At 67.0% G+C, this 26,844-nt stretch carries 18 protein-coding genes, 1 other RNA gene and 5 pseudogenes; 12 read left to right on the top strand and 12 right to left on the bottom strand.

The features are described from left to right. Positions 1-12 precede the first annotated feature (12 nt). Positions 13-1,839, bottom strand: a complete 1,827-nt coding sequence (locus tag ACQ86A_RS13120) for an aminotransferase class I/II-fold pyridoxal phosphate-dependent enzyme (protein ID WP_431277455.1) — start codon at positions 1,837-1,839, stop codon at positions 13-15. A gap of 67 nt (positions 1,840-1,906) precedes the next feature. Here ACQ86A_RS13120 and ACQ86A_RS13115 point away from each other — a divergent pair, with 67 nt between their 5' ends. Beyond that, positions 1,907-2,554 carry a DUF1345 domain-containing protein gene (locus tag ACQ86A_RS13115; RefSeq protein ID WP_431277454.1) on the top strand — a complete coding sequence of 216 codons (648 nt, stop codon included), beginning with the start codon at positions 1,907-1,909 and terminating at the stop codon, positions 2,552-2,554. Positions 2,555-2,561: 7 nt separating this feature from the next. Here ACQ86A_RS13115 and ACQ86A_RS13110 read toward each other — a convergent pair whose 3' ends face one another. Then, on the bottom strand, positions 2,562-2,987 hold the full coding sequence (locus ACQ86A_RS13110) for a dihydrofolate reductase (protein ID WP_431280443.1): 426 nt from the start codon (positions 2,985-2,987) through the stop codon (positions 2,562-2,564). 71 nt (positions 2,988-3,058) lie between these two features. Further along, positions 3,059-3,867: pseudogene (locus tag ACQ86A_RS13105) on the bottom strand (thymidylate synthase). 115 nt (positions 3,868-3,982) lie between these two features. Here ACQ86A_RS13105 and ACQ86A_RS13100 point away from each other — a divergent pair. The 4 genes and pseudogenes from ACQ86A_RS13100 (at position 3,983) to rnpB (ending at position 8,535) form a co-directional block, all read left to right on the top strand. Further along, entirely contained in the window at positions 3,983-6,430 is a 2,448-nt protein-coding gene (locus ACQ86A_RS13100) for a cytosine permease (protein WP_431277453.1), read from the top strand. A 24-nt stretch (positions 6,431-6,454) separates the two neighbouring features. Further along, positions 6,455-7,299: pseudogene (locus ACQ86A_RS13095) on the top strand (Nif3-like dinuclear metal center hexameric protein). Between the two features lie 63 nt (positions 7,300-7,362). Further along, a complete protein-coding gene (locus ACQ86A_RS13090) occupies positions 7,363-8,097 on the top strand; it encodes a zinc ribbon domain-containing protein (protein ID WP_431277452.1) in 735 nt (244 codons plus the stop codon). Between the two features lie 55 nt (positions 8,098-8,152). Next, positions 8,153-8,535, top strand: an RNA gene (gene rnpB, locus ACQ86A_RS13085) — RNase P RNA component class A. A gap of 18 nt (positions 8,536-8,553) precedes the next feature. Here the strand turns inward: rnpB and ACQ86A_RS13080 are convergent. From ACQ86A_RS13080 to map, 4 genes and pseudogenes are all read right to left on the bottom strand, one after another. Beyond that, the gene (locus ACQ86A_RS13080; protein WP_431277451.1) at positions 8,554-9,288 is read right to left on the bottom strand and encodes a response regulator; all 735 of its coding nucleotides are present in this window, start codon (positions 9,286-9,288) and stop codon (positions 8,554-8,556) included. Beyond that, positions 9,285-11,782, bottom strand: a pseudogene (locus tag ACQ86A_RS13075) (DUF4118 domain-containing protein). The gene ACQ86A_RS13080 and the pseudogene ACQ86A_RS13075 overlap by 4 nt, the downstream one beginning before the upstream one ends. Positions 11,783-11,847: 65 nt before the next feature. Next, positions 11,848-12,608: pseudogene (ppgK, locus tag ACQ86A_RS13070) on the bottom strand (polyphosphate--glucose phosphotransferase). A gap of 29 nt (positions 12,609-12,637) precedes the next feature. Then, complete coding sequence (gene map / locus ACQ86A_RS13065) at positions 12,638-13,504, bottom strand: type I methionyl aminopeptidase (RefSeq protein ID WP_431277450.1); 867 nt, start codon at positions 13,502-13,504, stop codon at positions 12,638-12,640. Between the two features lie 12 nt (positions 13,505-13,516). On the opposite strand from map, the gene ACQ86A_RS13060 reads away from it, so the two are divergent. After that, entirely contained in the window at positions 13,517-13,729 is a 213-nt protein-coding gene (locus ACQ86A_RS13060) for an SPOR domain-containing protein (RefSeq protein ID WP_431277449.1), read from the top strand. A gap of 9 nt (positions 13,730-13,738) precedes the next feature. Here ACQ86A_RS13060 and panB read toward each other — a convergent pair whose 3' ends face one another. After that, complete coding sequence (panB, locus tag ACQ86A_RS13055; protein ID WP_431277448.1) at positions 13,739-14,581, bottom strand: 3-methyl-2-oxobutanoate hydroxymethyltransferase; 843 nt, start codon at positions 14,579-14,581, stop codon at positions 13,739-13,741. 103 nt (positions 14,582-14,684) lie between these two features. Between panB and ACQ86A_RS13050 the strand changes: the two are divergent. From ACQ86A_RS13050 to ACQ86A_RS13040, 3 genes and pseudogenes are all read left to right on the top strand, one after another. Further along, positions 14,685-16,021 (top strand): annotated as a pseudogene (locus tag ACQ86A_RS13050) (glutamine synthetase family protein). A 24-nt stretch (positions 16,022-16,045) separates the two neighbouring features. Further along, positions 16,046-19,072: a bifunctional [glutamine synthetase] adenylyltransferase/[glutamine synthetase]-adenylyl-L-tyrosine phosphorylase gene (locus tag ACQ86A_RS13045; RefSeq protein WP_431277447.1), complete on the top strand. Its 3,027-nt coding sequence runs from the start codon at positions 16,046-16,048 to the stop codon at positions 19,070-19,072. A gap of 164 nt (positions 19,073-19,236) precedes the next feature. Beyond that, positions 19,237-20,706, top strand: a complete 1,470-nt coding sequence (locus ACQ86A_RS13040; protein WP_431277446.1) for a glycoside hydrolase family 26 protein — start codon at positions 19,237-19,239, stop codon at positions 20,704-20,706. Between the two features lie 159 nt (positions 20,707-20,865). Here the strand turns inward: ACQ86A_RS13040 and ACQ86A_RS13035 are convergent, their stop codons facing one another. Then, the gene (locus ACQ86A_RS13035; RefSeq protein WP_431277445.1) at positions 20,866-22,317 is read right to left on the bottom strand and encodes a dicarboxylate/amino acid:cation symporter; all 1,452 of its coding nucleotides are present in this window, start codon (positions 22,315-22,317) and stop codon (positions 20,866-20,868) included. Positions 22,318-22,575: 258 nt separating this feature from the next. Here ACQ86A_RS13035 and ACQ86A_RS13030 point away from each other — a divergent pair, with 258 nt between their 5' ends. Next, positions 22,576-23,154, top strand: coding sequence for an acyltransferase family protein (locus ACQ86A_RS13030; RefSeq protein ID WP_431277444.1), 579 nt, complete (start codon positions 22,576-22,578; stop codon positions 23,152-23,154). After that, a complete protein-coding gene (locus ACQ86A_RS13025) occupies positions 23,151-23,672 on the top strand; it encodes an acyltransferase family protein (RefSeq protein ID WP_431277443.1) in 522 nt (173 codons plus the stop codon). The genes ACQ86A_RS13030 and ACQ86A_RS13025 overlap by 4 nt, the downstream gene beginning before the upstream one ends. Positions 23,673-23,683: 11 nt before the next feature. Here ACQ86A_RS13025 and ACQ86A_RS13020 read toward each other — a convergent pair whose 3' ends face one another. Next, positions 23,684-23,935 (bottom strand): hypothetical protein, encoded by a 252-nt coding sequence (locus ACQ86A_RS13020; protein WP_431277442.1) that lies wholly within the window; start codon positions 23,933-23,935, stop codon positions 23,684-23,686. A gap of 186 nt (positions 23,936-24,121) precedes the next feature. Next, positions 24,122-25,546, bottom strand: coding sequence for a type I glutamate--ammonia ligase (glnA, locus tag ACQ86A_RS13015; protein WP_431277441.1), 1,425 nt, complete (start codon positions 25,544-25,546; stop codon positions 24,122-24,124). Between the two features lie 140 nt (positions 25,547-25,686). On the opposite strand from glnA, the gene ACQ86A_RS13010 reads away from it, so the two are divergent. Next, on the top strand, positions 25,687-26,112 hold the full coding sequence (locus ACQ86A_RS13010) for an RDD family protein (RefSeq protein WP_431277440.1): 426 nt from the start codon (positions 25,687-25,689) through the stop codon (positions 26,110-26,112). Between the two features lie 21 nt (positions 26,113-26,133). Here the strand turns inward: ACQ86A_RS13010 and ACQ86A_RS13005 are convergent, their stop codons facing one another. Further along, entirely contained in the window at positions 26,134-26,832 is a 699-nt protein-coding gene (locus ACQ86A_RS13005; RefSeq protein ID WP_431277439.1) for a DUF4191 domain-containing protein, read from the bottom strand. Positions 26,833-26,844: the final 12 nt, after the last annotated feature.

Here is a 26,844-nt window from a genome sequence, read left to right as displayed (position 1 = left end):
TGCGACGCTCCGCTAGGCCACCGGCGTGTCGACCAGACTCAGCGCCATCTCGAGGTCGATTGCGGAGCGGTCGAGCACATACGGCACGGTCACGCCCGTCGGCACGAATCCGCGTCGACGATAGAAGCGGATCGCCGCCTCGTTCCGCTCGTGCACCTCGAGCAGGAGACGGTCGCCGCGGGCGCGCGACCACTCGATGACGGCGTCGAGGAGCGCATCCGTCAGCCCCTCGCGAGCTCCCCGGAACTCCGGCGTCACGTACACGCCGACGAGGAGGGGATCGCGTGCGCCCGACGGATGGAAGCCGCCCATCGTGCCGAGCCAGCTGCCGTCGTCGGCGACAGCGGCGAAGAGCCTGCTCGAGGGGCTGCGGTTCGCCGCCCTGTTGCGCCAGTGCTCGTCAGGGTGCAGCCGCGCGCGCTCGATCGTCTCCGTGAACGCGATGGGTGTGTCGACGAGCATCTCGAGGCGCAGGTCGCGGTATGCGGCCCAGTCCGCCTCGATGCTCGGGCGAACCCGCCAGACGCTCATGGCAGGGCTAACCCCTCGCGGACAGCAGCGTCTCGGCTTCGGCGAGCAAGATGGCCGTGCACAGGCCGTCCAATGCGGTGCGCAGCTCCTCCAGCGGGGGAAGGTCGGGGCGATCCGGATGTTCGCGTCGCGCGGGTCGTCGCCGTACGGGTACGTCGCACCGGCGGGGGTGACCGCGATTCCTGCCTCCGCGGCGAGCTGGACGGCGCGCTTCGCGCATCCCTCTGCCACATCGAGACTCACGAAGTAGCCGCCCTTCGGCGACGTCCAGGTACCCGCGCCGTAGGGGGCGAGCCGCGCTTCGAAGACACTGGAGACGGCCGCGAACTTCGGCTCGAGAATCGCGCGATGCTTCTCCATGTGGGCTTCGAGCCCTTGTTCGTCTTGCAGGAGTCGAACGTGGCGCAGCTGGTTGATCTTGTCGGGCCCGATGCTCTGCACCGCCATGTTGCGCACGATCCAGTCGATGTTGGCGGGAGAGCCCCCGACGAACGCGACGCCGGCGCCCGGGAAGGTGACCTTGGAGGTCGACGCGAACACGAGCGGACGCTCGGGGTTTCCCGCCTCCTCGGCGAGAGCAAGAACGTCGATCGGCTCGGGATGCTCGTCGCTCAGGTGGTGCACGGCGTACGCGTTGTCCCAGAAGAGCCGGAAGTCGGGAGCCGCGGGGAGCGAGACGAGGGCGCGGACGACCTCTTCGCTGTACACCGCTCCGCTCGGGTTGGAGTAGACCGGAACGCACCACATGCCCTTGATGCTGTCGTCGGTTGCGAGCAGCGCCGCGACCGCGTCGATGTCGGGGCCGTCGGCGTTGAGAGGGACGGGGATCAGCCGGATGCCGTAGCGCTCGCAGATCGAGAAGTGCCGGTCGTAGCCGGGCACCGGTGCGATGAAGCTGATCTGCTGGCTGCCCCAGGGAAGCTCGCCGCCCGGCACGCCGTGGATCAGCGCCTGCACGATGATGTCGTGCATGACGGTGAGGCTCGCGTTGCCGAGCGCGAGGAGCTGCGGCACGGGAACGCGCAGGGCGTCGGCGAAGATCGCTCGAAGTTCGGGCAGGCCGACGGCGCCGCCGTAGTTGCGGAGGTCGGTGCCGGCCGCATCCCGGAACTCGGTGTCCGGCAGGTGCAGCAGGTCGTTCGAGAGGTCCAGCTGGTCGGCGCCCGGCTTGCCGCGGGTGAGGTCGAGCTTCAGCCCGGAGGCTTTGAGGTCTTCGTACGCGGCGGCGAACTCCGCATGGGCGGCGCGCAGCGCATCCGGATCGAGATCTGCGAGCGAGACGGCGGGGGAGTCGGGAGCAGGAGTCACGCTCCGATCGTAGCTGCGACCGCCGCGCCGCGCAGGCGTGCGACGATCGCTGTGCGAGCATCGCCCTGTGAGCACTCCGTTGAAGCGCCGTCTCGACAGGTCGCGGTTGAAAATGATCGTCGCGTTCACCCTGGGGGCGATCGCGGCGGTCGTCACCGGGATGTTCGGCGCCTGGGTTTACGCGGCCACCGTCGGGTGGGCGGTCGCGTGCATCGTCTACATCCTCTGGGTCTGGTCGGTCGTCTGGGGGTTCGACGCATCGAAGACGAAGGGGCACGCCACCCGAGAGGACCCGGGCCGGCCCACGGCGGACCTGCTGCTGCTCTCGGCGAGTATCGCCAGCGTGGCGGCGGTCGTGGTCATCCTGGTTGCGGCCCGGCATCAAACGGGTGCCGAGAAGGCCTGGCTCGCGGCGCTCGCAGTGGGCAGTGTTGCGCTCTCGTGGACACTTGTGCACACCCTGTACACGCTGCGTTATGCCCAGCTCTACTACCGGGGCACGGAGGGCGGCATCGACTTCAACCAGACGGAGCCGCCGAAATACAGCGACTTCGCCTACCTGTCGTTCACCCTCGGGATGACGTACCAGGTGTCGGACACGAACATCGGCGACTCGATCATCCGTCAGACGATCCTGCGCCACACGCTGTTGTCCTACCTGTTCGGCTCGGTGATCCTCGCGACGACGGTGAACCTGATCGCCGGGCTCACCTGAAGCCGCTCTACCTGAGGTAGGTCAGGAACCGGTAGCGCAGTCCGGTCGACGAGGTCCGCCAGTCGGGGTCCGCGACAGATGCCGTCCATCCGTCGCCGATCTCGGGCGCGAATGCGTCGCCGTCGACATCGAGGTCGATCTCGGTGACCTCCAGCCGGTCGGCGTCGCGGATTGCCAGTCGGTACAGCTCGCCTCCGCCGATGACCCACGTGGTCTCGCTCGGGGATGCGGTCAGCGCGTGCTCGAGGGAGTGCGCCATCAACGCACCGGGCTGCGTCCACCCGCTCTGCCGCGTGACGATCACATTCTTGCGGCCGGGGAGGGGACGAAAACGCTCGGGGAGCGAATCCCAGGTCTTGCGGCCCATCACGACGGTGTCGCTCCCGGTGAGCGCGCGGAAATGGGCGAGGTCTTCGGGGAGACGCCAGGGCATCGTCCCGTCGCGCCCGATGACGCCGCCCTGCGCCTGCGCCCAGATCAGCGCGACGCTCCCGACGGCGGTGCTCACACGGCCACCGCGGCACGGATGGCGGGGTGGTGCTGGTAGTCCTCGACCACGAAGTCGTCGAAGGTGTATTCGAGGATGCTCTCGGGCTTGCGGGCGAACCGCAGCGTCGGTGCCGGGAACGGCTCGCGACTCAGTTGCTCGGTGACCTGCTCGACGTGGTTGTCGTAGATGTGCACGTCGCCGCCCGTCCAGACGAACTCACCGGGTTCGAGGCCGACCTGCTGGGCGACCATCATCGTGAGCAGGGCGTAGCTCGCGATGTTGAAGGGGACACCGAGGAACATGTCCGCGCTGCGCTGATACAGCTGGCAGGAGAGCTTTCCGTCGGCGACGTAGAACTGGAAGAAGGCGTGGCAGGGGGCGAGCGCCATGCTCGGAATGTCGGCGACGTTCCACGCGGAGACGATCATGCGCCGCGAATCCGGGTCTCTGCGGAGTGTGTCGATGACCTGGGCGATCTGGTCGATGTGCGCACCGTCGGGTGTCGGCCAGGAGCGCCACTGCACGCCGTAGACGGGCCCCAGCTCGCCGTTCTCGTCGGCCCATTCATCCCAGATGGTGACGCCGTTCTCGCGCAGCCAGCCGACGTTGCTGTCCCCGCGGAGGAACCAGAGCAGCTCGTACGCGATCGACTTGAAGTGCACGCGTTTGGTCGTGATGAGGGGAAGCCTTCAGCGAGGTCGAACCGCAGCTGCCGTCCGAAGACGCTCCGCGTCCCGGTGCCCGTGCGGTCGGACTTGTGGGTGCCGGTCGCGAGCACGTCGCGCAGCAGGTCTTCGTACGGGGTCGGGATCGTCTCGCTCATCGAGAACGATGCTACGTCTCTTCGTGCTCCGATGGTCGACACGGCCCCGGTCAGGCGTCGAAATCGCAGGCAGACAGACCGGTCCGCTGGGAGGCTGCCTCGGTAGGATTTCGTCATGGACAGCGATGGAGTCGCGCAAGACCCGTCCGTCGCCCATGTCCCGGGGAGAAGGCGGGCGACGTACAACCCACCCGTGCGCCGGGGACCCGCTGAAACCGCGCCGCCGAGGGAGAGTGCGTCGGAGCCGGTACCGGAGCCCGCACCCGAGCCGGCACAGGATGAGCACCACGACGACGACGAACTCGCCAGCGCTCTCGAGGAGCAGGTATCCCGGATGACCTCGGCGCTGCCCGTCATCGCCGGTCCGACCGTCATCGGTTCCGACGGCGTCACCGATGCGGCATCCCTCAGCGACGACCAGGTCGCTGCGATCGTGAATCGCGACCTCGGTTCGCACGACACCCTGGCGGCCATCGAACATCTGGAACGAGTGCTCGTCGCGAGGGCGGCGACTACCGCGATCCCCATTCAGACGGCGGCGGCTGATGAGGAGCCCGCCCAAGAACCCGCAGACGAGCCCGAGCTAGCGCCGGAGGACACGCCGACGCAGCTGATCAGCTTCGACGACCTCGACCTCCGGCCACGTCAGCACGGACCGGAGCCGACCTTTAGTGCCTGGGTCGCACCCGCGGCGGGCGTGCAGCCGGCGCAGGAAGGAACCGGCGCGGCCTCAGCGCCCGAGGTGCCGCATCCCGAGATCCCGCGACGCGTCGAGCCCCTCGGGTACGTCGAACCCGAAGTGGCCCCGACCGAGTCGCAGCCGATCCCCATCGTCACAGCCGAGCCCGCGCTCGCGGAACCCGTGCCGGTCGAACCCGTGCCGGTCGAACCCGTACCGGTCGAATCGGCCGACCTGGAGCCGCCGTCGGTCGAGGCCGCGCTCATCGAGGTGGGAGCAATCACATCGCCGCCGACCGAGTCGGTCGTGATCGAACGCGTCGAGTCCGTCGACGCCGATGTCGAAGACGACGCCGACGATGTCAGCCTGTCGACCGGTTCGCTCGCGCCGAAAGCGACTCCTCGGGTCTCGAGCGACGAAAGCCTGCTCTTCGACGCGGGTCCCGTTGCCGCGCCCCTCTTCGAGGTGGAGGACGCCGACCTCGAGCCGACGCCGCTCGATCGCCGGGTGGGACGGGCATCCCGGATGTTCTGGCTGTGGTTCGCAGCCACATCTTCGCTGATCAGTGTCGGGGTCGGAGCGGCGCTCTTCGCTCTCGGACTGAGCCTGCGACAACTGTTGGTCGCCACGCTCGTGGGTGTAGCGCTGTCGTTCCTCCCGCTCGGCATCGGAACGCTCGCCGGAAAGTGGAGCGGTCAGCCCACGATGGTGATCTCGCGGGCGACGTTCGGGATGCGCGGCAACGCACTCCCCGCCGCCCTCGCCCTCCTCACCCGTCTGTTCTGGGGAGCGGTGATGCTCTGGCTGGCCGGTGTCGCCGTGGGTTCGCTCTTCACTTCGCAGGGCTGGGCGACGGATGCCGTGCTCCCGACCACCGCAGGGCTGGTGGTGGCCATCGGGGTCGCCCTTGCCGTCGCGTACTTCGGCTATTCGCTCGTGGCACGGGTGCAGCTCGTCCTGACGATCGCCTCCGCCGTTCTCATCATCGTGATGGTCGCCGCATCGTGGGAGGCCGTCGACGTCGGGAAGGCGCTCGCCGTTCCCGACGCGGTCTGGCTGCGGACCGTCGCAGGTGCCGTGCTGGTGTTCAGCTACCTCGGTCTCGCGTGGGCGAACAGCAGCGCCGAGGTCGCCCGCTACCAGCGCCCGGGTTCGTCCGGTGCAGGCGCGATGCTCTGGGCGACGTTCGGCGCCGCCCTTCCGGCGTTTCTGCTGATCTCGTACGGCGGTCTGCTCGCCGCCTCGAACTCCACGCTCGCCGACGAGCTGGCGACCGACCCGGTAAGCGCCTTCGCCCGGCTCGGGCTGCCCGGCTGGTACCCCATCCCGTTGCTTCTCGCCGTGACGTTGAGTCTGATCTCGGGCCTGGTACTCACCATCTACTCGGGCGGCTTCACTCTCGAGGCGCTCGGCGTGAACCTGAGGCGGCGTTGGAGCACGGTGGCCGTCGGCGGGACGATCGCACTGGCCGGCATCCTGCTCGCCACGACGGTCTCGGATCTCGCCAGCGTGCTGCGAGGTGCGCCGATCACACTCGCGGTGCCCGTAGCAGCCTGGGCGGGGATCTTCTCTGCCGAGATGATGCTGCGCACTCGCCGCTTCCATCAGCCCTCGCTGGTGAAGAGAGGCGGGGTCTACCCGGATTGGCGGTGGAGCAATCTGGCGATGCTTGTTGTCGCCAGCGCGGTCGGTCTCGGCCTGGTCACTTCGGATCTGCCCTGGTTGAGCTGGCAGGGCTATCTCTTCCCGCTTCTCGGCGTCGATCTTCAGAGCGACCTCGCCGGGAGCAATATCGGGGTGGTCGTCGCGCTCGGGGTGGGCATCCTGACCCCGATCGTGTCGGGAGTACCTGCAGTGCGCCGCCAGGAGCGGGCGATCGGCTGAGCAGCGCACTCTCCGCTGCTGAACATGGGTGCATCCCGTAGGCTCGTTCCCGTGCAGCACACTCTCGAAACCGTCAACCGAACCGTCGAGCAGCTCTGGCCGTTCGACGGCGCGGAGGGCTGGGATGCGCCGGGCCTGCTCTCCGGAGATCCGGCTGCGTCGATCGAGCGGATCGTGCTCGCCGTCGACGCGGTCTCGGCCACCGTCACGGAAGCGATCGACCGGAACGCCGACCTGCTCCTCGTCCACCACCCGTTGCTGTTGCGCGGCGTGACGACGGTTGCGGAGGACCGCTACAAGGGCTCACTCCTCGCCCGACTGATCCGGGCGGACTGCGCACTCATCGCTGCTCACACGAACGCCGACGTCGTCGCCGACGGCACGTCCGCCGTGCTGGCCGACAGGCTCGGGCTGGTCGACACGGTTCCGATCGTGCCGGCCGCCGACGGTGTCACCGGTATCGGCCGGGTCGGAGAACTCGGCGAGCCGACGACGCTCGGCGCACTGGCCCGCCGGCTGGGCGACATCCTGCCACCGACAGCCGGGGGATCCTCGCTTCCGGCGACTACCAGCAGCCGATCTCGCGCGTCGCGCTCTGCGGCGGCGCGGGCGACTCGTTGCTGCCGACGGATGCGGTGCGCGGGGCAGACGTCTACATCACGGCCGACCTGCGCCACCACCCCGCCTCCGAAGCTCGCGAGCAGGCGCTTCACGGCGGCGGGCCAGCGTTGCTCGACGTCTCGCACTGGGCTAGCGAGTGGCTCTGGCTGGACACGGCTGCCGAACAGCTGCGCGGTGCCCTTCCCGGCGTATCGGTCGAGGTCAGCGAGCTGCGCACCGACCCCTGGGATTTCGCGATCCTCCAATGACCTCCCGGCGCTGTCGCATCCGGCGCCCACGACACTCACGAACCACGAAAAGAGCTCACCACCGTGAAAGCCAGCCCCGCCGACCAGACCGAACTTCTCCGCCTGCAAACCGTGGACACGCGCCTGTCGCAGCTGCAGCACACAGCCAAGAACCTTCCGCAGGTCGCCGAGCTGGCGGCGCTGCAGCCTGAGGTCGAGGCCGTCCGCGCGCGCTGGATCAGCCGCACCGGCGAGCTGGAGGACGCCCGATCGGAGCTGAAGCGGGTGGAGTCCGACGTCGAGCTGGTCGAGACCCGGATGGCGCGAGACTCCGGTCGCCTTCAGCAGACGTCGTCGACGAAGGATGTTCAGGCGCTGGAGAGCGAGCTGGCCTCGCTCACGAAGCGGCGCGACGACCTCGAGGAGATCGAACTGACCGTCATGGAGAAGGTCGAAGGCTTCGAAGAGGCACTCGCCGCGGTCGAGACCGAGCGCTCCGAACTGGCCAGCCGGGTCGATGCGCTCGAAGCTGCTCGCGGCGAAGAACTGGCGAAGCTGGATGCGCAGCGCAAGGCGCTCGCCACCGATCGTGAGACCATCGCCGGCACCATCCCCGCTGACCTCATCGAGCTCTACGAGAAGCAGCGTGCCCGGTACGGTGTCGGTGCGGCCTTGCTCCTCCGCGGGGTGTCGATGGGCAGCAACGTGAAGCTGACCGAATCCGATCTCGCCGTGATCCGCCGCGCCGCGCCCGACGATGTCGTGCTCTGTCCGGACAGCGGCGCCATCCTGATCCGCAACGAGGAGTCGGGGCTCTGAGCTCGCTGAGACTAGGCTGAGCGGCCGGGTCACGCCCTGTAGGCTGAACGACGAATGGGCCGGCAAGACGGTCGCGTCGGTCCGCTTCGGCGGGCCGCCGAGGAACGTCCGGGCTCCACAGAGCAGGGCGGTGGGTAACACCCACCCGGGGCAACCCGCGAGACAGTGCCACAGAAAACAGACCGCCGCGAGCGTCGATCTTCGGATCGCGACCGCGGTAAGGGTGAAACGGTGGGGTAAGAGCCCACCAGCGACCGGGGTGACCCGGCCGGCTCGGTAAACCTCGTCCGGAGCAAGGTCAGACAGGAAACGTTGAGGCTGCTCGCCGAGTTTCCGGGTAGACCGCTAGAGGGCGGCGGCAACGTCGTCCCGAGAGAGATGGCCGTCCACGGTGCTTCGGCACCCGGACAGAACCCGGCGTAACAGCCGGCCCATTCCTTGACGTGAGACTCGACGTCACGCGCCTGCGGCAGGCGCGGCGCCCTCGGCCTGTTCCGCGGCCTCGGCGTCGGGGGAGAAGCGGTAGCCCATCCCGGGCTCGGTCAGCAGATAGCGCGGGTGGGAGGGCACCGGCTCCAGCTTCTTACGCAGCTGCGCGAGGTAGAGGCGCAGATACCCGGTGTCGCTCGTGTACTGGGGGCCCCACACCTGCGTGAGAAGCGCCTGTCTCGTGACCAGCTTGCGCGGGTTGCGCACGAGCACCTCGAGGATCGCCCACTCGGTCGGCGTGAGCCGGACCGATTCCGTGCCCTCGGGGAGACGGCGGGTCACCTGGTGCGCTGCGAGATCGACCGAGATGTCGCCGAACGTGACCACTGGCTCGTCCGAGGCGGCAGGCTGACGTCTCGTGAGCGCACGGATGCGCGCGAGCAGCTCGTCGGCCGCGAACGGCTTGGTCACATAGTCGTCGGCGCCGGCATCGAGAGCGTCGACCTTGTCGCCGGAGTCGGTGCGCCCCGACACGACGAGGATGGGGACGGTGCTCCAACCGCGCAGCCCCTCGATCACCTCGATGCCGTTCAGCTCGGGCATTCCCAGGTCGAGCATCACCAGGTCGGGATGCAACTCCACCGCCTTGCTGAGCGCCTCCGCCCCGGTGCTCGCGACCGCGACTTCGTATCCTCGTGCCGACAACAGGATCCGAAGTGCGCGCAGGATCTGCTGGTCGTCGTCGGCGATCAGGATCTTCACGCGTCTGCCTCCTCGGCGATGGGTTGAGTTGCAGGAAGTGACACGACCATCGTCAGGCCGCCGCCCGGTGTGTCCTCAGCTTCGAGGGTTCCGCCCATCCCCTCGACGAAACCCTTGGAGAGCGCGAGGCCCAGCCCGATGCCCGTGCTGTTGTCGGTGTCGCCGAGTCGTTGGAACGGGACGAAGACGGCGTCGCGACGCTCGCCGGGGATCCCAGGGCCGTGATCGATCACCCGGAGCTGCACCCGGCCGCCGAACTCGCTGGCGGCGATGAGGGGACGCGTGCCAGGCGGACTGAAGCGCACCGCATTGCTGAGTAGGTTGACGAGCACACGTTGCAGGAGCACCGCATCCGCTTCGACCTGCGCTAGTCCGGACGGCAGATCGAGTTCGACATCGGCCGGACCGAGAGCGAGCTCGTCGAGGGCCGATGGCACGATGTCGTCGAGCTCGGTCGGCGCAAGTGAGACGGCGAGCACACCGGCCTGCACCCGGCTCACGTCGAGCAGGTTCGTGACGAGTGACGCGAGGCCGGCCAAGCTCTCCTCCGCTGTCTCGAGCAGACTCTCGCTGTCCTCCTCGCTCAGCTCGATGTCCCGCTGACGGAGGGTGGTGACCGCGGCCGTCGCTGCGGCGAGAGGGCGTCGCAGATCGTGCCCGACGGCCGCAAGCAATGCGCTGCGCACGCGATCGGTCTCGGCAAGAGGGCCGAGCGCGCTCGCCGTGGCCGTGAGGTCGCGGTGCTCCAGAGCAGCATCCAACTGGCTCAGGATGACCGCGAGCAGCCGTCGATCGGCCGCCGCAAGATCTCGGCCCGAGAGCTCGAGCGTTCCGCGGGTTCCGACCGGGAAGTCCTGCGTGTGCTCATCGTCGGCGGGCTCCCCGTCGGTCTTGATGACCTCCCCGCCGTCGAGCAGCCGCACGCCGCTGAGTCCGAACGCTTCGCGCGTACGGGTGACGAGGGCCTGGATCGCATCCTCGCCCCGGATCACGCCTCCCGCCACGCTGGCCAACAATTCTGCTTCGGCCGCGGCGCGCCGGGAGACGCGGCTGCGGCGGGCGGCCTGATCGACGACGAGGCTGACGAGTGCTGCGATGACGAGGAAGAGCAGCAGTGCGAGCAGATGCAGCGGCTCGTCGATCGTGATCGTGTACAGCGGCTCGACGAAGAAGAAGTCGAGCGTCACACCGGCGAGCAGGGCCGCGAAGAGCGCGGGCCAGATGCCACCGACGAGGGCGACGAGAACGACGAGCAGTTGATAGCTCAGCACCTCGCTGGTCAGCGAGTCGGGCGTGCGCACCGAGGCGAGCAGCCAGGTCAGCAGGGGAGTGCCCACCACGGCGAGAGCGAAGCCATAGATCCGCCTGCGCACCGTGAGGCCACCGCCGATGCGCGGCAGTGAGATGCTGCCTCCGGCCTGTGAATGCGTGACGATGTGCACATCGATGTCGCCCGACGCCCGCGTGACCGTCGCACCGATGCCCGGGCCCGTGACCAGGGCGGCGAGCCTGCTCCGCCGGCTGACTCCGATGACGAGTTGGGTCGCATTAGATCCGCGCGCGAAGTCGACCAGTGCTTTCGGGATGTCGTCGCCGACCACCTGGTGGTAGCTTCCGCTGAGCTGTTCGACCAGAGACCGCTGTGCGGCGAGCGCCGCAGGGTTCGCCTCGCGTAGCCCGTTCTGGCTGATCACATGCACCGCGAGCAGTTCGCCCCCGGCCGAGCGCGCCGCGATCCGAGCGCCCCGCCGCAAAGAGTGTCGCCTTCGGCGCCGCCTGTCAGCGCGACGACGACACGTTCTCGCGCCTCCCATTTGCCGGAGATGCCGTGCTCGGCGCGGTACCGCTGCAAGGAGAAGTCGACCTCATCCGCCAACCAGAGCAGGGCGAGCTCCCGCAGGGCAGTGAGGTTGCCGAGCCGGAAGTAGTTCGATAGGGCGGCATCGATTCGCGCGGCTGGATAGACGTCGCCGTCGGCGAGTCGGTCTCGCAGAGTCTGCGGAGCAAGATCGACGACCTCGATCTGATCCGCCTTGCGCAGCACGGCGTCGGGGATGGTCTCCCGCTGCTGAACGCCCGTGATCTGCTCCACAACGTCGTTGAGCGATTCGATGTGCTGGATGTTCACGGTCGAGATCACGTCGATTCCGGCCGCGAGCATGGTCTCCACGTCTTGCCAGCGCTTCTCGTGCGGCGAACCCGGTGCGTTGGTGTGGGCGAGCTCGTCGACGAGCGCGAGCTCGGGCCCGCGCTCGAGCACCGCATCCAGATCCAGCTCGGTGAGCTCCATGCCGCGATGGACGACGACCTTGCGCGGCACGACCTCCAGACCGTCGAGCAGCACGGCGGTGGCCCGACGATCGTGCGTCTCGGCGACGGCGACGGCGACATCCTTGCCGATGGCGAGGAGTCGCCTGCCCTCCTCCAGCATCGCGTATGTCTTTCCGACACCGGGCGCGGCACCGAGCATGACCCGCAGATGACCTCGCGTCATTCGACTACTCGTCTAGCTTTCTGGCGGTGCGTTGGGGTACTCGACTTCCTGCACGTCGGGGACTGCTAGGCGTCGGTGCGCACGGCAAGGGCCGCGGCGCCCAGGATTCCCGCGTTGTTGCGGTGTACCGCGGGCACGATCTCGGCCGTGAGGTCGAGGAGGGACAGGAAGTCCTTGTAATTCTTCGAGACTCCGCCGCCGACGATGAACAGGTCGGGCGTGAAGAGGAACTCGAGCGTCGAGTAGTACTTCTGCAGGCGCTTCGCCCACTTCTCCCAGCTCAGGTCCTCGCGCTCCTTGGCGGAGTACGCGGCGCGCGACTCGGCGTCGTGCCCGTCGATCTCGAGGTGACCGAGTTCGGCGTTCGGGATGAGGACGCCGTTGTAGATGAGGGCCGATCCGATTCCGGTTCCCAGCGTCGTCATGATGACGAGTCCGTCCCGGTCCTTCGCGGCTCCGAAGCGGCTCTCCGCGTATCCTGCGGCATCGGCGTCGTTGACGAAGTGGATGTCGCGCCCGAGGGCTTTCTCGAACAGATCCTCCGCGTGCAGGTCGATCCACTTCTTCGACACGTTCGCGGCCGACAGCGTCACGCCGTGGCTGACGATGGCCGGGAAGCACACGCCGACGGGTGCATCCGGTCGCTCTGCAGCGAGTTCGTCGACGATCTTCTTCGTGGTCTTCACGATGTCGTCGGGCTCTCCACCCTGCGGGGTCGGGAGCTTGATCCTGTCGCTGACGAGTTTGCCGGAGTCGAGGTCGATGAGACCCCCTTGATTCCGGTTCCTCCGATGTCGATCCCGATGGCGATGTTCTGCGAGCTCATGCCACGAATCTACCGTCCCCGGACGCCGATCAGGGCAGCGTCAGCACCTCGGCGCCGCGTTCCGTCACCACGAGAGTGTGTTCGAACTGCGCGGTGATGCTCTTGTCTCGGGTCACGACCGTCCAGTCGTCCGCCCACATGTCCCACTCGTGCGTGCCGAGAGTGAGCATGGGTTCGATGGTGAAGACCATCCCGACCTGCATCTCGGTGTCGTACACGGGAGCGGAGTCGTAGTGGGGGATGATCAGCCCCGAGTGGAAGGACGCACCGACGCCGTGACCGGTGTAGTCACGCACGACGCCGTACCCGAATCGTTTGGCGTACGACTCGATCGCGCGACCGATGACGTTGACCTGACGTCCGGGTGCGACGGCCTTGATGCCGCGATTCAGGGCCTCACGAGTGCGCTCGACGAGCAGGGTGACCTCTTCCGAGGCAGTGCCGGCGATGAACGTCTGATTGCTGTCCCCGTGGAACCCGTTCTTGTACGCAGTGATGTCGATGTTCACGATGTCGCCGTCGCCGAGGACGGTGTCGTCGGGGATGCCGTGGCAGATCACCTCGTTGACCGAGCTGCAGATCGACTTGGGGTACCCCCGGTAGCCGAGCGTCGACGGATACGCGTCGTGGGCCAGCAGGAACTCGTGTCCGATGACGTCGAGCTCCTCGGTCGTGACGCCAGGGCGCACCGCGCGACCGACCGCCTCGATGGCCTGGGCGGCGATCCGGCCGGACTCGCGGATGAGCTCGATCTCCTCGGGCGTGTACACATCGTTTCCGGTGTACGCGGCCGGTCCCTTCTTCCCCACGTATTCCGGTCGCGGAATGCTGGTGGGAACGGGCCGCATCGGCGAGATGCGTCCGGGGATCAGGTGACCGGTGGAATCCTTGGGCATAGGATCAAGCTTATGACCGGCGAAGACGACCACGGGATCAAGCAGGACGCGGAACACCGCTACTGGTACAACATGAAGACCGGCCAGGTCGAGCAGGGTTTCGTCTCGCCCGCTCCCGACCGCGTCGGACCTTTCGACACCCGCGAAGAGGCCGAGCACGCGCTCGAAAAGCTTCGCGAGAACAGTGCCAAGTGGGCTGAAGAGGACGCGCGCAACGACCGCTGAGCCCGCTCGTTAGAAGCTGTGCTCCTCGGTGGGGAACGTCCCACCCTGCACGTCGGCTTTGAACGCGGTCGCCGCATCCGTCAGCACGCCTTTGAGATCGGCGTACTGCTTGACGAACTTGGGGATGCGCCCGGTGCTGAAGCCAGCCCAGTCGGTCCACACGAGAAGCTGGCCGTCGACATCCGGCCCCGCACCGACGCCGATGGTCGGGATGCGCAACTCGGCAGTGACACGAGCGGCCACTGCCGCAGGCACCATCTCCATGACGACCGCGAAGGCCCCGGCGTCTTCGACGGCGTGCGCGTCGGCGAGAAGCTGCTCTGCGCCCTCCCCGCGGCCCTGGATGATGTGGCCGCCGAGGCCGTGCTCGCTCTGCGGCGTGAAGCCGATGTGTGCCATGACCGGGATGCCCGCATCCACGATCCGTCGGATCTGCTCGGCGCTGCGCACACCGCCCTCGAGCTTCACGGCGTGTGCTCCGGTCTCCTTCATGAAGCGGATCGCGGTGTGCAGTGCCTCGAGGGCGCCCGTCTCGTAGGAGCCGAACGGCATGTCGGCGACGACGAAGGCCCGCTTGACCGCGCCGGCGACCGCGCGGGTGAGGGGGATGAGGTCGTCGACCGTGACCGGGAGGGTGGTCTCGTAGCCGAGCACGTTGTTGCCGGCCGAGTCGCCGACCAGGAGGAAGTCGATTCCGGCAGCGTCGAAGATCTCGGCGGTGAGCTGGTCGTAGCTCGTAAGCCCGGTGAACTTGTTTCCCTCGTCTTTGGCGGCCTGGAAGTGTCTCGTGCGGACACGCTTGAGTGACTGCATCGAAGGCGTGACGGAGGGCATCGGCGACTGCTCAGACATGGGCTCAGTCTAGTGAGGTCGGCTCGGACCGAATCGGGCGTCGTGATTGCCGAAGCGAGGGCGGGCGAGCCAGTAGTCTGGGAAGGCTGACGAAAGGGGCACGATGGACAAGCAGCGCGACTTCGTTCTTCGCACGATCGAGGAACGTGGCATCAAGTTCGTGAGGCTGTGGTTCACCGACGTCGTCGGAACACTGAAATCGGTCGCGATCGCGCCCGCCGAGGTGGAGGGCGCCTTCAGCGAGGGGCTGGGCTTCGACGGCTCGGCGATCGAGGGACTGACGCGTGCATACGAGTCCGACCTACTCGCGCACCCCGACCCCACCACGTTCCAGATCCTGCCCTGGCGCGGAGAGATCGACCCCACGGCGCGCATGTTCTGCGACATCACGACGCCCGACGGCCTGCCGTCGGTGTCCGACCCGCGCAACGTGCTCAAGCGCACGCTCGAGAAGGCTGCGGATCGCGGATTCACGTTCTATACGCATCCTGAGATCGAGTTCTATCTGCTCAAGTCGTCGGCATACGGCCCCGACGGTCCCGAACCGGTCGACTCGGCGGGCTACTTCGACAACGTCCCCGGCGGCACGGCGCACGACTTCCGCCGCCGATCGGTGCGGATGCTCGAAGACCTCGGCATCTCCGTCGAATTCAGCCACCACGAGGCGGGCCCCGGCCAGAACGAGATCGATCTGCGTTATGCGGACGCGCTCACCACGGCCGACAACATCATGACGTTCCGCACGGTCGTCAAAGAGGTGGCGATCGAGCAGGGTGTCTACGCCACATTCATGCCGAAGCCGCTCTCCGGCCACCCGGGTTCCGGGATGCACACCCACATGTCGCTCTTCGAGGGCGACACCAACGCGTTCTACGAGGCCGGCGCCGAGTACCAGCTGTCCAAGGTCGGCCGTCACTTCATCGCCGGGCTGCTGAAGCACGCGCCCGAGATCACCGCGGTCACCAACCAGTTCGTCAACTCGTACAAGCGCCTCTGGGGCGGCGACGAGGCCCCGAGCTTCGTCTGCTGGGGTCACAACAACCGCTCGGCTCTCGTGCGCGTTCCGTTGTACAAGCCGAACAAGGGTCAGAGCTCCCGCGTCGAGTACCGCGCGATCGACTCCGCCGCCAATCCCTACCTGGCGTTCTCGCTCATGCTCGCCGCCGGGCTCAAGGGCATCGAGGAGGAGTACGAGCTCCCCCCGAGGCTGAGAACAACGTCTGGGCACTGAGCGACGCGGAGCGCCGTGCGCTCGGCTACAGCCAGCTGCCCGCGAGCCTCGACCACGCTATCCAGCTGATGGAGGAATCGGAGCTGGTGGCCGAGACGCTCGGCGAGCAGGTCTTCAACTACGTGCTGCTCAACAAGCGCCAGGAATGGGCCGCGTACCGTGCCCAGGTCACGCCGTACGAGCTGCGCACCAACCTCGAGATCCTCTAGGCGTCAGCGAGCGTAGCCCGACCGATGACCCGCGACCAGCTCTCCCTGACCACTCTGGCGCGGTCGGGCTTCGTCGGCCTGAGCTCCGTGCGGGCTCAACTCGACGAGCTGGCCGAGTTGAGCGGGCAGCCGATCGAGGGTCTGCTTCCCGCGTTCGCGCTGGCGGCCGACCCCGACTCGGCGCTCGCCTGCCTGCTGACGCTGCTGCGGCGTGCGCCCGAGACGACCTCAAGGTTCTTGGCGCGCGAACAGGATGCTCAACGACTGCTCCGCGTGATCGGGGCGTCCGAGGGTCTCGCCGAGTTCTTCGTGAGGCAGCCCGAGGAGCTCGACTCGCTCGCGGAGCCGACTGAGATGGTCCCCACGGCCGACGAGCTCCGGCGAGACCTGCTCGACGCCGTCGACGCGCGGGAGGGCTTCGCCGAGGTCACTGAGGAGGCGGCGTGGACCGCGCTGCGCATCCGGTACCGTCGGCGCCTGGCGCAGCTCGCGAGCTTCGATCTCGAGCAAGCCGACCCGGTGGACGGGCTCGACGCGGTGGCAGCGGCTTTGGCCGACCTCTCGGCGGCGGCTCTCGAGGCCTCGCTGGCAGTGGCCCGCCGGCAGACGACCGGATCGGGTCCGGGCCGGTATCCGGAAGCCGAGGTTCGCGCGACGAAGTTCGCGGTCATCGGGATGGGCAAGGCCGGCGCCCGCGAGCTCAACTACGTGAGCGATGTCGACGTGATCTTCGTCGCCGACGGGGATGAAGAGGCCGGCGTCTCCAGCGGGCGCGCGGTCGACATCGCCACCCGTCTCGCTGTGCTGATGATGCGCGGGATCGACGCCCCGGCGATCGAGCCCGGGCTCTGGGAGGTCGACCCGAACCTCCGCCCTGAGGGCAAGGATGGCGCCCTCGTGCGCACGCTCGACTCCCACATCGCCTACTACGACCGGTGGGCCAAGGGATGGGAGTTCCAGGCTCTGCTGAAGGCTCGGCCCCTCGCGGGCGACCTCGACCTGGGGCAGCGCTACGTCGACGCGCTCTCACCGAAGGTCTGGCACAGCGCGTCCCGTGAGAATTTCGTCGAGTCCGTGCAACGGATGCGCGAACGCGTCACCGACCATATCCCCGACGACGAGGTGGAGTATCAACTCAAACTCGGGCCCGGCGGACTGCGCGACGTGGAGTTCACCGTGCAGCTGCTCCAGTTGGTGCACGGCCAGACCGACGATCGGGTTCACCAGCGTGCGACGCTGCCTGCGCTGGCCGCGCTCGCATCCCAGGGCTACATCGGTCGCGAGGAGTCGGCGGTGTTCTCGCGGGACTACCGCACGCTCCGCCTGCTCGAGCATCGACTCCAGCTGCGCCACCTGCGCCGCACGCACCTCATGCCCCGCGACGAGGGGGACGTGCGCGTGCTCGCGCGCGCATCCGGACTCGCCACCGGCGCCACCCAGCTGCTCGACGCCTGGACCGCCATCAAGCACCGGGTGCGCGGCCTGCACGAGCGGCTGTTCTACCGGCCGCTGTTGAGTGCGGTCGCCGCCACATCCACCGAGGACACCAAACTCACCGGAGAGGCCGGCCTGACGAGTGCCCAGGCGGAGGCGCGACTCGCCGCCATCGGCTTCCGCGATCCGAAGGGGGCGCTGGCGCACATCGCGGCGCTCACCGGGGGAGTGTCGCGACGGGCGACCATCCAGCGCCACCTCCTGCCGGTCATGCTCCAGTGGTTCGCAGACGGAGCCGACCCCGATTATGGCCTGCTCACCTTCCGGCGGCTGAGCGAAGACCTGGGCTCGACGCATTGGTATCTCCGGATGCTGCGCGACTCCACCGGTGCTGCCGAGGGTCTGACCCGTGTGCTCTCGGGCTCGCGGTTCGCAGGTGAGCTGCTGGGCCGCATCCCGGAGTCCGTGGCATGGCTGGAGTCGGAAGACGAGCTCCGGCCGCGCTCGGCGGAGCTGCTGCGCGAGGAGACGCGCGCCATCCTGGCCCGGCACCAGACGCCCGAGGCCGCCGCCGCCGCGCTGATGGCGGCTCGTCGGCGCGAGGTTCTGCGGCTCGCCTTCTCCGGGATCCTCGGCATCGCCACCATCGACGAGTTGGCCGCCGGGCTGAGCGCCGTGACCGAGAACGTGATTGTGGGCGTGCTCGAAGCGATCCGGGCTGCTCGCGGTGACCGCGACCGTCTCGAGTTCGCCGTGATCGGGATGGGACGCTTCGGCGGTCAGGAGCTCGGCTTCGGGTCGGACGCCGACGTCATGTACGTCTTCCGTGACCTCGCCGACGATCCGGATGCGGCACACAAGGCCGCGCTCGCGATCGTGGCCGACCTCAACCGGCTTACCGAAGACAACCGCCTGCCGCTCGATCTCGATATCGGACTACGCCCGGAGGGCAAGAACGGCCAGCCGGTGCGCTCCCTCGAGTCGTATCGGGCGTACTACAAGCGCTGGTCGCTCACGTGGGAGGCCCAGGCGCTGCTTCGGGCACGGGGAGTCGCCGGCGATGCGGCCCTGCTCGCCGATTTCGAGGAGGTCGCCGACGAGGTGCGGTATCCCGCGAACATCAGCGATCAGGCTGTGCGCGAGGTGCGTCGCATCAAGGCGCGGGTGGAGAACGAACGGCTCCCGCAGGGCGCGGATCCGACCCGGCACCTGAAGCTGGGGCGTGGGTCGCTCAGCGATGTCGAGTGGTTCGTACAGCTCATCCAATTGCAGCATGCGGCCGCGGTGCCGTCGCTGCGAACGACCTCGACGCTCGAGGCCCTCGCCGAAGCAGCAGCGCACGGGTTTGTGACCGACGAGGATGCGGCGAAGCTGCGCGACGCCTGGATCTTCGCATCCCGAGCGCGTTCGGCCATGACTCTCTGGACCAACAAGACGGCGGATGTGCTGCCCTCCGACCGCGTGCAACTCGACGGCGTCGCGCGCCTGCTCGAGTACCCACCAGGCTCGGCGAGCCAACTCGAGCAGGACTACCTCGCGGTCACCCGGCGAGCCCGGGCCGCCTTCGAGCGGTCGTTCTACGGCGCCCCTGAGCGATCGACTCCCACGACCGCCTGAGGGCGTTCAGGATGTGTCAGGCACGTTAAATCTGAGCAACCTTCGATTACGAAGCCTTGATCGGGGCGCGTGGAGGACCCCACAATTGGGGCCACGACACACTCAGATCCGCAACGACGTGGATGCACATCCCGATAACTACGTCCGTTCGGAGGCGATGCTTCTTGTCGAACTCGACTTTTTCCTGGTGGGCCCGCAACCGGTCCAACGCGCGAATCACCGCCGCATCCGCGACGGCACTCGCCCTGGTGCTCGGAGGCCTCACCTATTTCGTGTGGACGAGCCCGAACGGCGAGATCAAGCAGGCTCGGGATACGGCTCTTGCCGCAGTCAACCCGCTCGGCGCGCAGAACGAAGCGCTGCAGTCGCGGCTGACCTCGGCGAAGAAGACCATCACGACCCAGCAGAAGAGTCTTCAGAAGGCTGCGACCGCGGCTTCAGTCGCGGCGGCGGCCCACGCCAAGGAACTCGCGACGGCGCAGCAGCAGGTGACCGCAGCGCAACAGCTGGCGGCGCAGCTGAAAGCCCAGCTGTCGCAAGCCCACTCCGGGTCGAGCGGATCCAGCGGGGCGAGCGGATCGAGCGGTGCGGCAGCTCGAAGCGGCACGTCTACGAAGGGCGGCTCGACCTCGACTGCCGCCATCACGGCCCCCAGCCGCGCCGAACTCGTCGCGCCCCAGAAGCGCTACTTCGGGATGTACACCGAACAAGCGCCCTTCAACTGGGCGACCCTCGACTCCACCTCGAAGAAGATCGGTGTCTCGCCCAACATGGTTGGCTATTTCACCGGCTGGGATGAGAACTTCCGCACCAGCGCGGTCACTCGCGCGTGGGCGACGGGCCGGCTCCCGCTGATGACGTGGGAGTCTCGACCGATCGCCGCGGGGAACGACTCGAACGTGGCACCCGACTACTCGCTCCCCAAGATCATCGACGGATCGTTCGACGCCTACCTGCATCAGTACGCGAAGGACATCGTCTCGACCGGTCTTCCGCTGGCTATCCGTCTCGATCACGAGATGAACGGCACCTGGTACCCGTGGTCCGAGCGGAACGGCTCCAATCACTCGATCAACGGCAACAACGTCGGTGACTATGTGAAGATGTGGCGGCATGTGCACGACATCTTCCAGGCGGAGGGCGCGAATGCACTCGTCATCTGGGTCTGGGCGCCCAACATCACCAACAACATGCAGCCCGCCTCCCACACCACCCAAGCGTTCCTCGCGGGGTACTACCCCGGAGACGACTACGTCGACTGGGTAGGGCTCTCCGGTTACCTTCGGCCTCCGTGGCGTGCAGGCAACAACTTCACGTTCGACTACACGTACACGGCCTCCCTCAACCAGCTGCGCGCCCTCACGTCGAAACGGATCCTGCTGGCCGAGGTCGGCGCGTCCGAGACCGACGGGCACAAACCAGCCTGGGTCAAGAGCTTCTTCGAGGGATTCGCGGACCCGGCCAACGCCGACATCATCGGCTTCTCCTGGTTCAGCTTGGCGATCACGAGCTACGTCGGCGGCGAACGCTCGACCAACGATTGGCGGATCGACTCACGATCGGACTCGCTCCAGGCCTTCAGCACAGGGATCTCCAAACCGGAAGGCAACTTCACCCTGATACCCGCGGACTGAGAAGCCCACGGACCGACCCACAGATGTGCGTCACGGGGGAGCCGCCCCTCCCGCAATCCGTGACCGCAGCGCGCTGACCCGACAGCGCTCCGCATAAAGCGGAAGGCCGCACCCCGAGAGGTGCGGCCTTCCGTGGTGCGGCCGTGTTGACGCGCTCGGCTAGCGTGCGGGGGAGCTGAAGGCCTCCGCCTCGAGCGTCGCCGTGTCGGCGGGGGAGTCGTCGTCGCTGAACGGGTCGCCGGTGCGCGGGGCGTCGTAAAGATCGCGATCGAGGATCCCCTCCCGCTTAGCGACGATCGTCGGCACGAGCGCCTGACCGGCGACATTGATCGCGGTGCGGCCCATGTCGAGGATGGCGTCGACGGCGAGCAGCAGCCCGACACCTTCGAGCGGCAGTCCGACGGTCGTCAGCGTGAGAGTAAGCATCACGATCGCGCCTGTCGTGCCCGCTGTCGCGGCAGAACCCACGACTGACACCACCACGATGAGCAGGTACTGCACCCAGTCGAGGTGGATACCGTAGAACTGGGCGACGAAGATCGCGGCGACGGCCGGGTAGATCGCGGCGCAGCCGTCCATCTTGGTCGTTGCGGCCAGCGGCACGGCGAAGGATGCGTATGCGCGGGGCACACCGAGGTTGCGCTCGGTCACGCGCTGCGTGAGGGGCAGGGTGCCGATCGACGACCGGCTCACGAAGCCGAGCTGCACAGCCGGCCACACTCCGGAGTAGTACTGACGCACCGACAGCCCGTTGCTGCGCACGATGATCGGGTAGACGACGAACAGCACGAGCGCGAGTCCGATGTAGATCGCCGCCACGAACCAGGCAAGCGAGCCGATCGTGGTCCAGCCATAGCTGGCGACAGCGTTGCCAATGAGCGCGAACGTGCCGATCGGGGCGATCCGGATGATCCACCACAGGATCTTCTGGACGATTGCGAGGGCAGACGCGTTCAGCTTCAGGAACGGTTCGGCCTTGTCGCCGATCTTCAGAGCCGCGATTCCGGCTGCGACCGCGACCACGATGAGCTGAAGCACGTTGAAGCTCACGGTCGAGACCGCCGCCGCCCCGCCGTCGCCGGCCGTGACGACGGTGTTGACCTGAGCGCCGACGAAGTTTCCTGGGACGAGCCCGATCAGAAAGTTCCACCACGTGCCGACTGTGGCCGGAGCGGCGGCAGCGAGGTCGCCGTGGCTGGCGCGGCTACCCGGCTGGATGATCACGCCGAGCACGATCCCGATGCTCACCGCGATCAGGGCGGTGATGGCGAACCACAGGATGGTCTGGCCGGCCAGCCGCGCAGCATTCGATACCTGACGCAGGTTGCTGATGCTGGACACGATCGCGGTGAAGATGAGTGGGACCACTGCGGCCTTGAGAAGCGCGACGTACGATCCGCCGATGGTCGCCAGCGTCGCGGTCAGACCATTGGGGTTCGGATGCTGAGCCGTGCCGCCGGCCGACGGTCCGATCTGCCGCGCGATGATGCCCACGACGATGCCGAGCACGAGCGCTGCCGTGATCTGGAACCCGAACGAGCGGAGCCAACGGGGAGCCCGTCGCCGCTGTCTCGGAGGTGTGGATGGTGTTGTGGAAGTGCCAATGCTCATAGGGGCAGAGAACCTTTCGGCTGAGACCTGGTGTGGACCATTCGACGCTAGCGGCAGGTAGACAGCCGGTTCGGCCCGGACGAGCGACGTGACGAACGATGACGATCCGTGACGCAAAACAACGACGGCCAAGGGCCGTTTTAAAAACGGTCACCCATTTCTTTTAGACCCCCCGAGGCATAGTCTTCGTCCAGACACTTCAAAGATGAGCAAGTGTCACTAGTGACGCAGGGTCAATCCGTGCGCCGGGGGAGCACGATGACGCTCGAGAACGCATTCAATCCGAAGCTCAACGCACTCAACGCCGTCAGGCTGCTACTAGCAGTGAGCGTCATCGTGTGGCACTCGTTGCCCCTCACGGGCACTCCCCATCCCGCGCCAGCAATCACTCAACTGCTCGGGGAAGGCGGTGTCGACGGATTCTTCGCAATCTCAGGATTCCTGATCGTGTCCAGCTGGATGCGCAGGCCGCGTTGGTGGCCATACCTTCAGGCGCGGTTCCTCCGCATCCTGCCAGCGTTCTGGGTGTGCCTGATCGTGACGGCAGTCGTCATAGCGCCAATCGGGATCCTGCTATCGCGCCAAGCCTTTCCTCACACCTATGTGACCGACGCGGCAACGTATGTGGTCAAGAATGCCGGCTTACGAATCACCGAATTCGGCATTGCCGGAACGCCCACCAACGTGCCCTACCCGGGAGTATGGAACGGGTCACTATGGACGCTCTGGTGGGAGTTCCTCTGCTACCTAGCGGTTCTCGCACACTCGGCGTCACACGGCTCCTCAAATTCCGGGCGACGATCCCCACAATCTTTGCCGGATGCCTCGCAGGTGTGATCCTCGCGGACACCGGAGCGCTGAACAACTTCTACCTGGTCAACGCGTCTCGGTTCGGTCTCATGTTCGCAGCCGGCGCGCTCATCTACCAGTTACGACACCGTCTGCCCGCGACTTGGTGGCTTGTAGGTGCCGCCACGCTATTGACTGGCGCGGCATCGCTGCTGCCCGACTACCGGATACTTGCCGCCCTCCCGCTGGCGTACCTGCTCATCAGCGTTGGGGCGCTCGTCAAGATCCGTCGCCTGCGGCTCGAGAACGACATCAGCTACGGCACCTACATATATGCGTTCCCTCTGCAGCAAGTACTAGCGTCCGCAGGACTCTATGTGCTCGGGGTACCCGCGTTCGCTGTCGCGGCGATCATGCTCACGCTGGCCGTGGCGTCTCTCAGCTGGTACGTCATCGAGAAACCCGCGATGCGACTCAAGCGGCTACGCGTTCCGGAGGCCAAACCAGGCGAGCTCTTCACGCCGTCAGAACGCCCCGGTGAGATGAGTCCCAGTCCGAAGGGCTGAAGCGTCTGTGCCTACCCCATGTTTCGGCTCTCGCTGTCGCGGGCATCGATAGTGCTCGCCGCTTGTTCGCGGCGTCGACGTGATCGAAGAACCATAGCGCTCCCAAACCAGAGCACACCGATGACCGCATAGATCACCGCTAATGGCCAGTACTTACTGTCTGTCAGCACAGTGAAGGCCAGATAGACGACGCCCAGAACGAGCCATAGCCCGCCAATGGTCAACTGGGTTCCGACCACATGCTTTCGCATCCAATGGATCACGGCTTGAACTGTACGCCGGCAGTGGGGACCCGAAGCTACAGATTGGATATGTGGCCAGACAAAGACGAGTCCGCACGGGCCGCGGTTTCGGTCGCTTTCGCGGACCGTCCTACAACTCGTGCGGACTCTTTGCGGACTGAGGCGTCCGCTAGGCCTTAGAAACCCCGCAATTCCGGGGAATACCGATTACACGCCGAAGTACAGCTCGTACTCGAACGGGTGCGGACGCTGCGCGAGGGGCTTGATCTCCTTCTCGCGCTTGTAGTCGATCCAGGTCTCGATGAGCTCCGGGGTGAACACGCCGCCTGCGAGCAGGAAGTCGTGGTCGGCCTCGAGGGCGTCGAGCACCTCGGCGAGGGTGCCGGGAACCTGGGGGATGTTCTTGGCCTCCTCGGGCGGCAGCTCGTAGAGGTCCTTGTCGACGGGCTCGTGCGGCTCGATGCGGTTCTTGATTCCGTCGAGGCCGGCCATGAGCTGAGCGGCGAACGCGAGGTACGGGTTGCCCGACGCATCCGGAGCGCGGAACTCGATGCGCTTGGCCTTCGGGTTCGTGCCGGTGATCGGGATGCGGATCGACGCCGAACGGTTACCGGCCGAGTAGACCAGGTTGACCGGGGCCTCGAAGCCGGGGACAAGGCGATGGAACGAGTTCACCGTCGGGTTCGTGAACGCGAGCACCGCGGGGGCGTGCTTCAGCAGGCCGCCAATGTACCAGCGTGCGAGGTCGGAGAGGCCGCCGTAGCCCGCCTCGTCGTAGAAGAGCGGCTTGCCGTCGTTCCACAGCGACTGGTGCGTGTGCATGCCCGAGCCGTTGTCGCCGAAGAGCGGCTTCGGCATGAAAGTTGCGACCTTGCCCCAGTTCTCCGCCGTGTTCTTGACGATGTACTTGAACTTCAGGATGTCGTCGGCCGCGTGCACCATCGTGTCGAAGCGGTAGTTGATCTCGGCCTGGCCGCCGGTGCCCACCTCGTGGTGCGCGCGCTCCAGGATGAGGCCGGCGTCGATCAGCTTGAGCGAGATGTCATCGCGCAGGTCGGCCTGCTTGTCGACCGGGCTGACCGGGAAGTAGCCGCCCTTGTACGGGGTCTTGTTGGCGAGGTTGCCGCCCTCTTCGACGCGGCCGGAGTTCCAGGCGCCCTCTTCGGAGTCGACCGAGTAGAAGCTCGAGTGCTGGTTCACTTCGTAGCGAACGTCGTCGAAGATGTAGAACTCGGCCTCAGGGGCGAAGAACGCGGTGTCGGCGATGCCGGTGGAGGCGAGATACTTCTCGGCCTTCTTGGCGACCTGGCGGGGGTCCTTCGCATAGATCTCGCCGTTGCGCGGGTTGTAGATGTCGAAGACCATGATGAGCGTGCGCTCGACCCGGAACGGGTCGACGTAGGCGGTCGACACGTCGGGGATGAGCTGCATGTCCGACTCGTGGATCGACGCGAAGCCGCGGATGGACGAGCCGTCGAACAGCTGGCCGACGGAGAAGAACTCCTCGTCGACGGTCGACGCGGGGATGTTGAAGTGCTGCTGCACACCGGGAAGGTCGGTGAAGCGGATATCAAGGAACTTGACGTCGGTGTCCTTGATGAACTTGAGCACCTCGGAAGAATCACGGAACATGCGGAGGACTCCCAAATGGCTTGAAGCGGTGCGGGTTGCACCTGCAGCCCACGGACCCACCGTACGGGGAAGGAGTTTCCCCGCGGTGACGCAAATGTTTCGGGCATGTTACGTGTACCCCGGGCCGGTAAACTTGCCCGGTGCCCCAGAACCCGCAGAATCCCCGTTCAGGTCCGATCGCGCCGAGCCGGTATCCCGGCGAACGCCTCGGTCTCCCCGAGACCGGTCGGGGCTCCGTCGGCCGCGTCGGCCGCCGCATCGGCGCCATCGTCGTCGACTGGGGGATCGCGGCCCTCATCTCATGGGCGTTCTTCCACTACGACCCGCTCGCGAACATCCTGATCTTCGCCCTGATGCAGATCGTGTTCATCCCGACCATCGGCGGCAGCATCGGGCACCGCGTGTTCGGGATGCGCGTGGTGGCGATCCGCGGAGGCTGGGTCGGTCTGTGGCGCCCGATCGTGCGCACGGCGCTGCTGTCGATCGCGGTGCCAGCCCTGGTCTGGGACTCCGACCAGCGCGGATTCCACGACAAGATCGCGGGCACGGTTCTCATCCGCGCCTGATCGGCGCTTCCGAGTTGCGGCCTAGCGCGAACGCTGGGCGCGGACCTTCATCGGGTCGATGCCCTTGGGGATCGGCATCGGGTTCTCGAGGGACTGCAGGCGGTTGCTGATCGCGAGCACCTCGGCCTTCGTTAGCGTCGGCTTGATCTTCGCGAGCGTGCGCGGGATCTTGTGCAGTGGCACCGAGTCTGCGTCCGGTCCCACGGTGATGAGGGTGACCGGCACGTTCGGGAGAACGCGTCCGACCTTGCGGCGCTCCTCGTCGCTCATACGGGAAGTGCGCGACTTCGGCCCCTCGCTGATCAGTACGACACCGCCGCGCCCGACGGCACGATAGACCGCATCCTGAGTCTTGCCGTTCACAGCGATGGGCATCTCGGAGCCGCGCCAGCTGCGCTTGAGCGAGCTGCGGAGCACCGCGCCGACAGCGCCGGGCTGGCCCTCGATCTGCGAGTACGCGGCGCGCTCGGCGCGACGGCCGAGGATGATCAGCGCGATCAGGACACCGGCGAGCACGCCCGCCAGAATCCACAACACCATCGTGAACACGTTGCCGTCGGAGAAGAAGATGGCCACGAGGACACCGACGATGACAGGCAGGGCGAAGCCCCCGATGAGGTAGGGGAGCGCCCGATTGTCGTAGCGACGGGTCATCTGGAAGACCTGCCACATCTGCTTCAGACGGCCGGGCTCCTTGGTGGACTTGTCCTTGCGTGCCATGGTCCTAAGGAT

Source organism: Leifsonia poae, from assembly GCF_050632195.1.
GTDB classification, from domain to species: domain Bacteria; phylum Actinomycetota; class Actinomycetes; order Actinomycetales; family Microbacteriaceae; genus Leifsonia; species Leifsonia poae_C.
The sequence above is the reverse complement of the archived record's forward strand: the minus strand, read 5'-3'. Positions and strand labels throughout refer to the sequence as shown.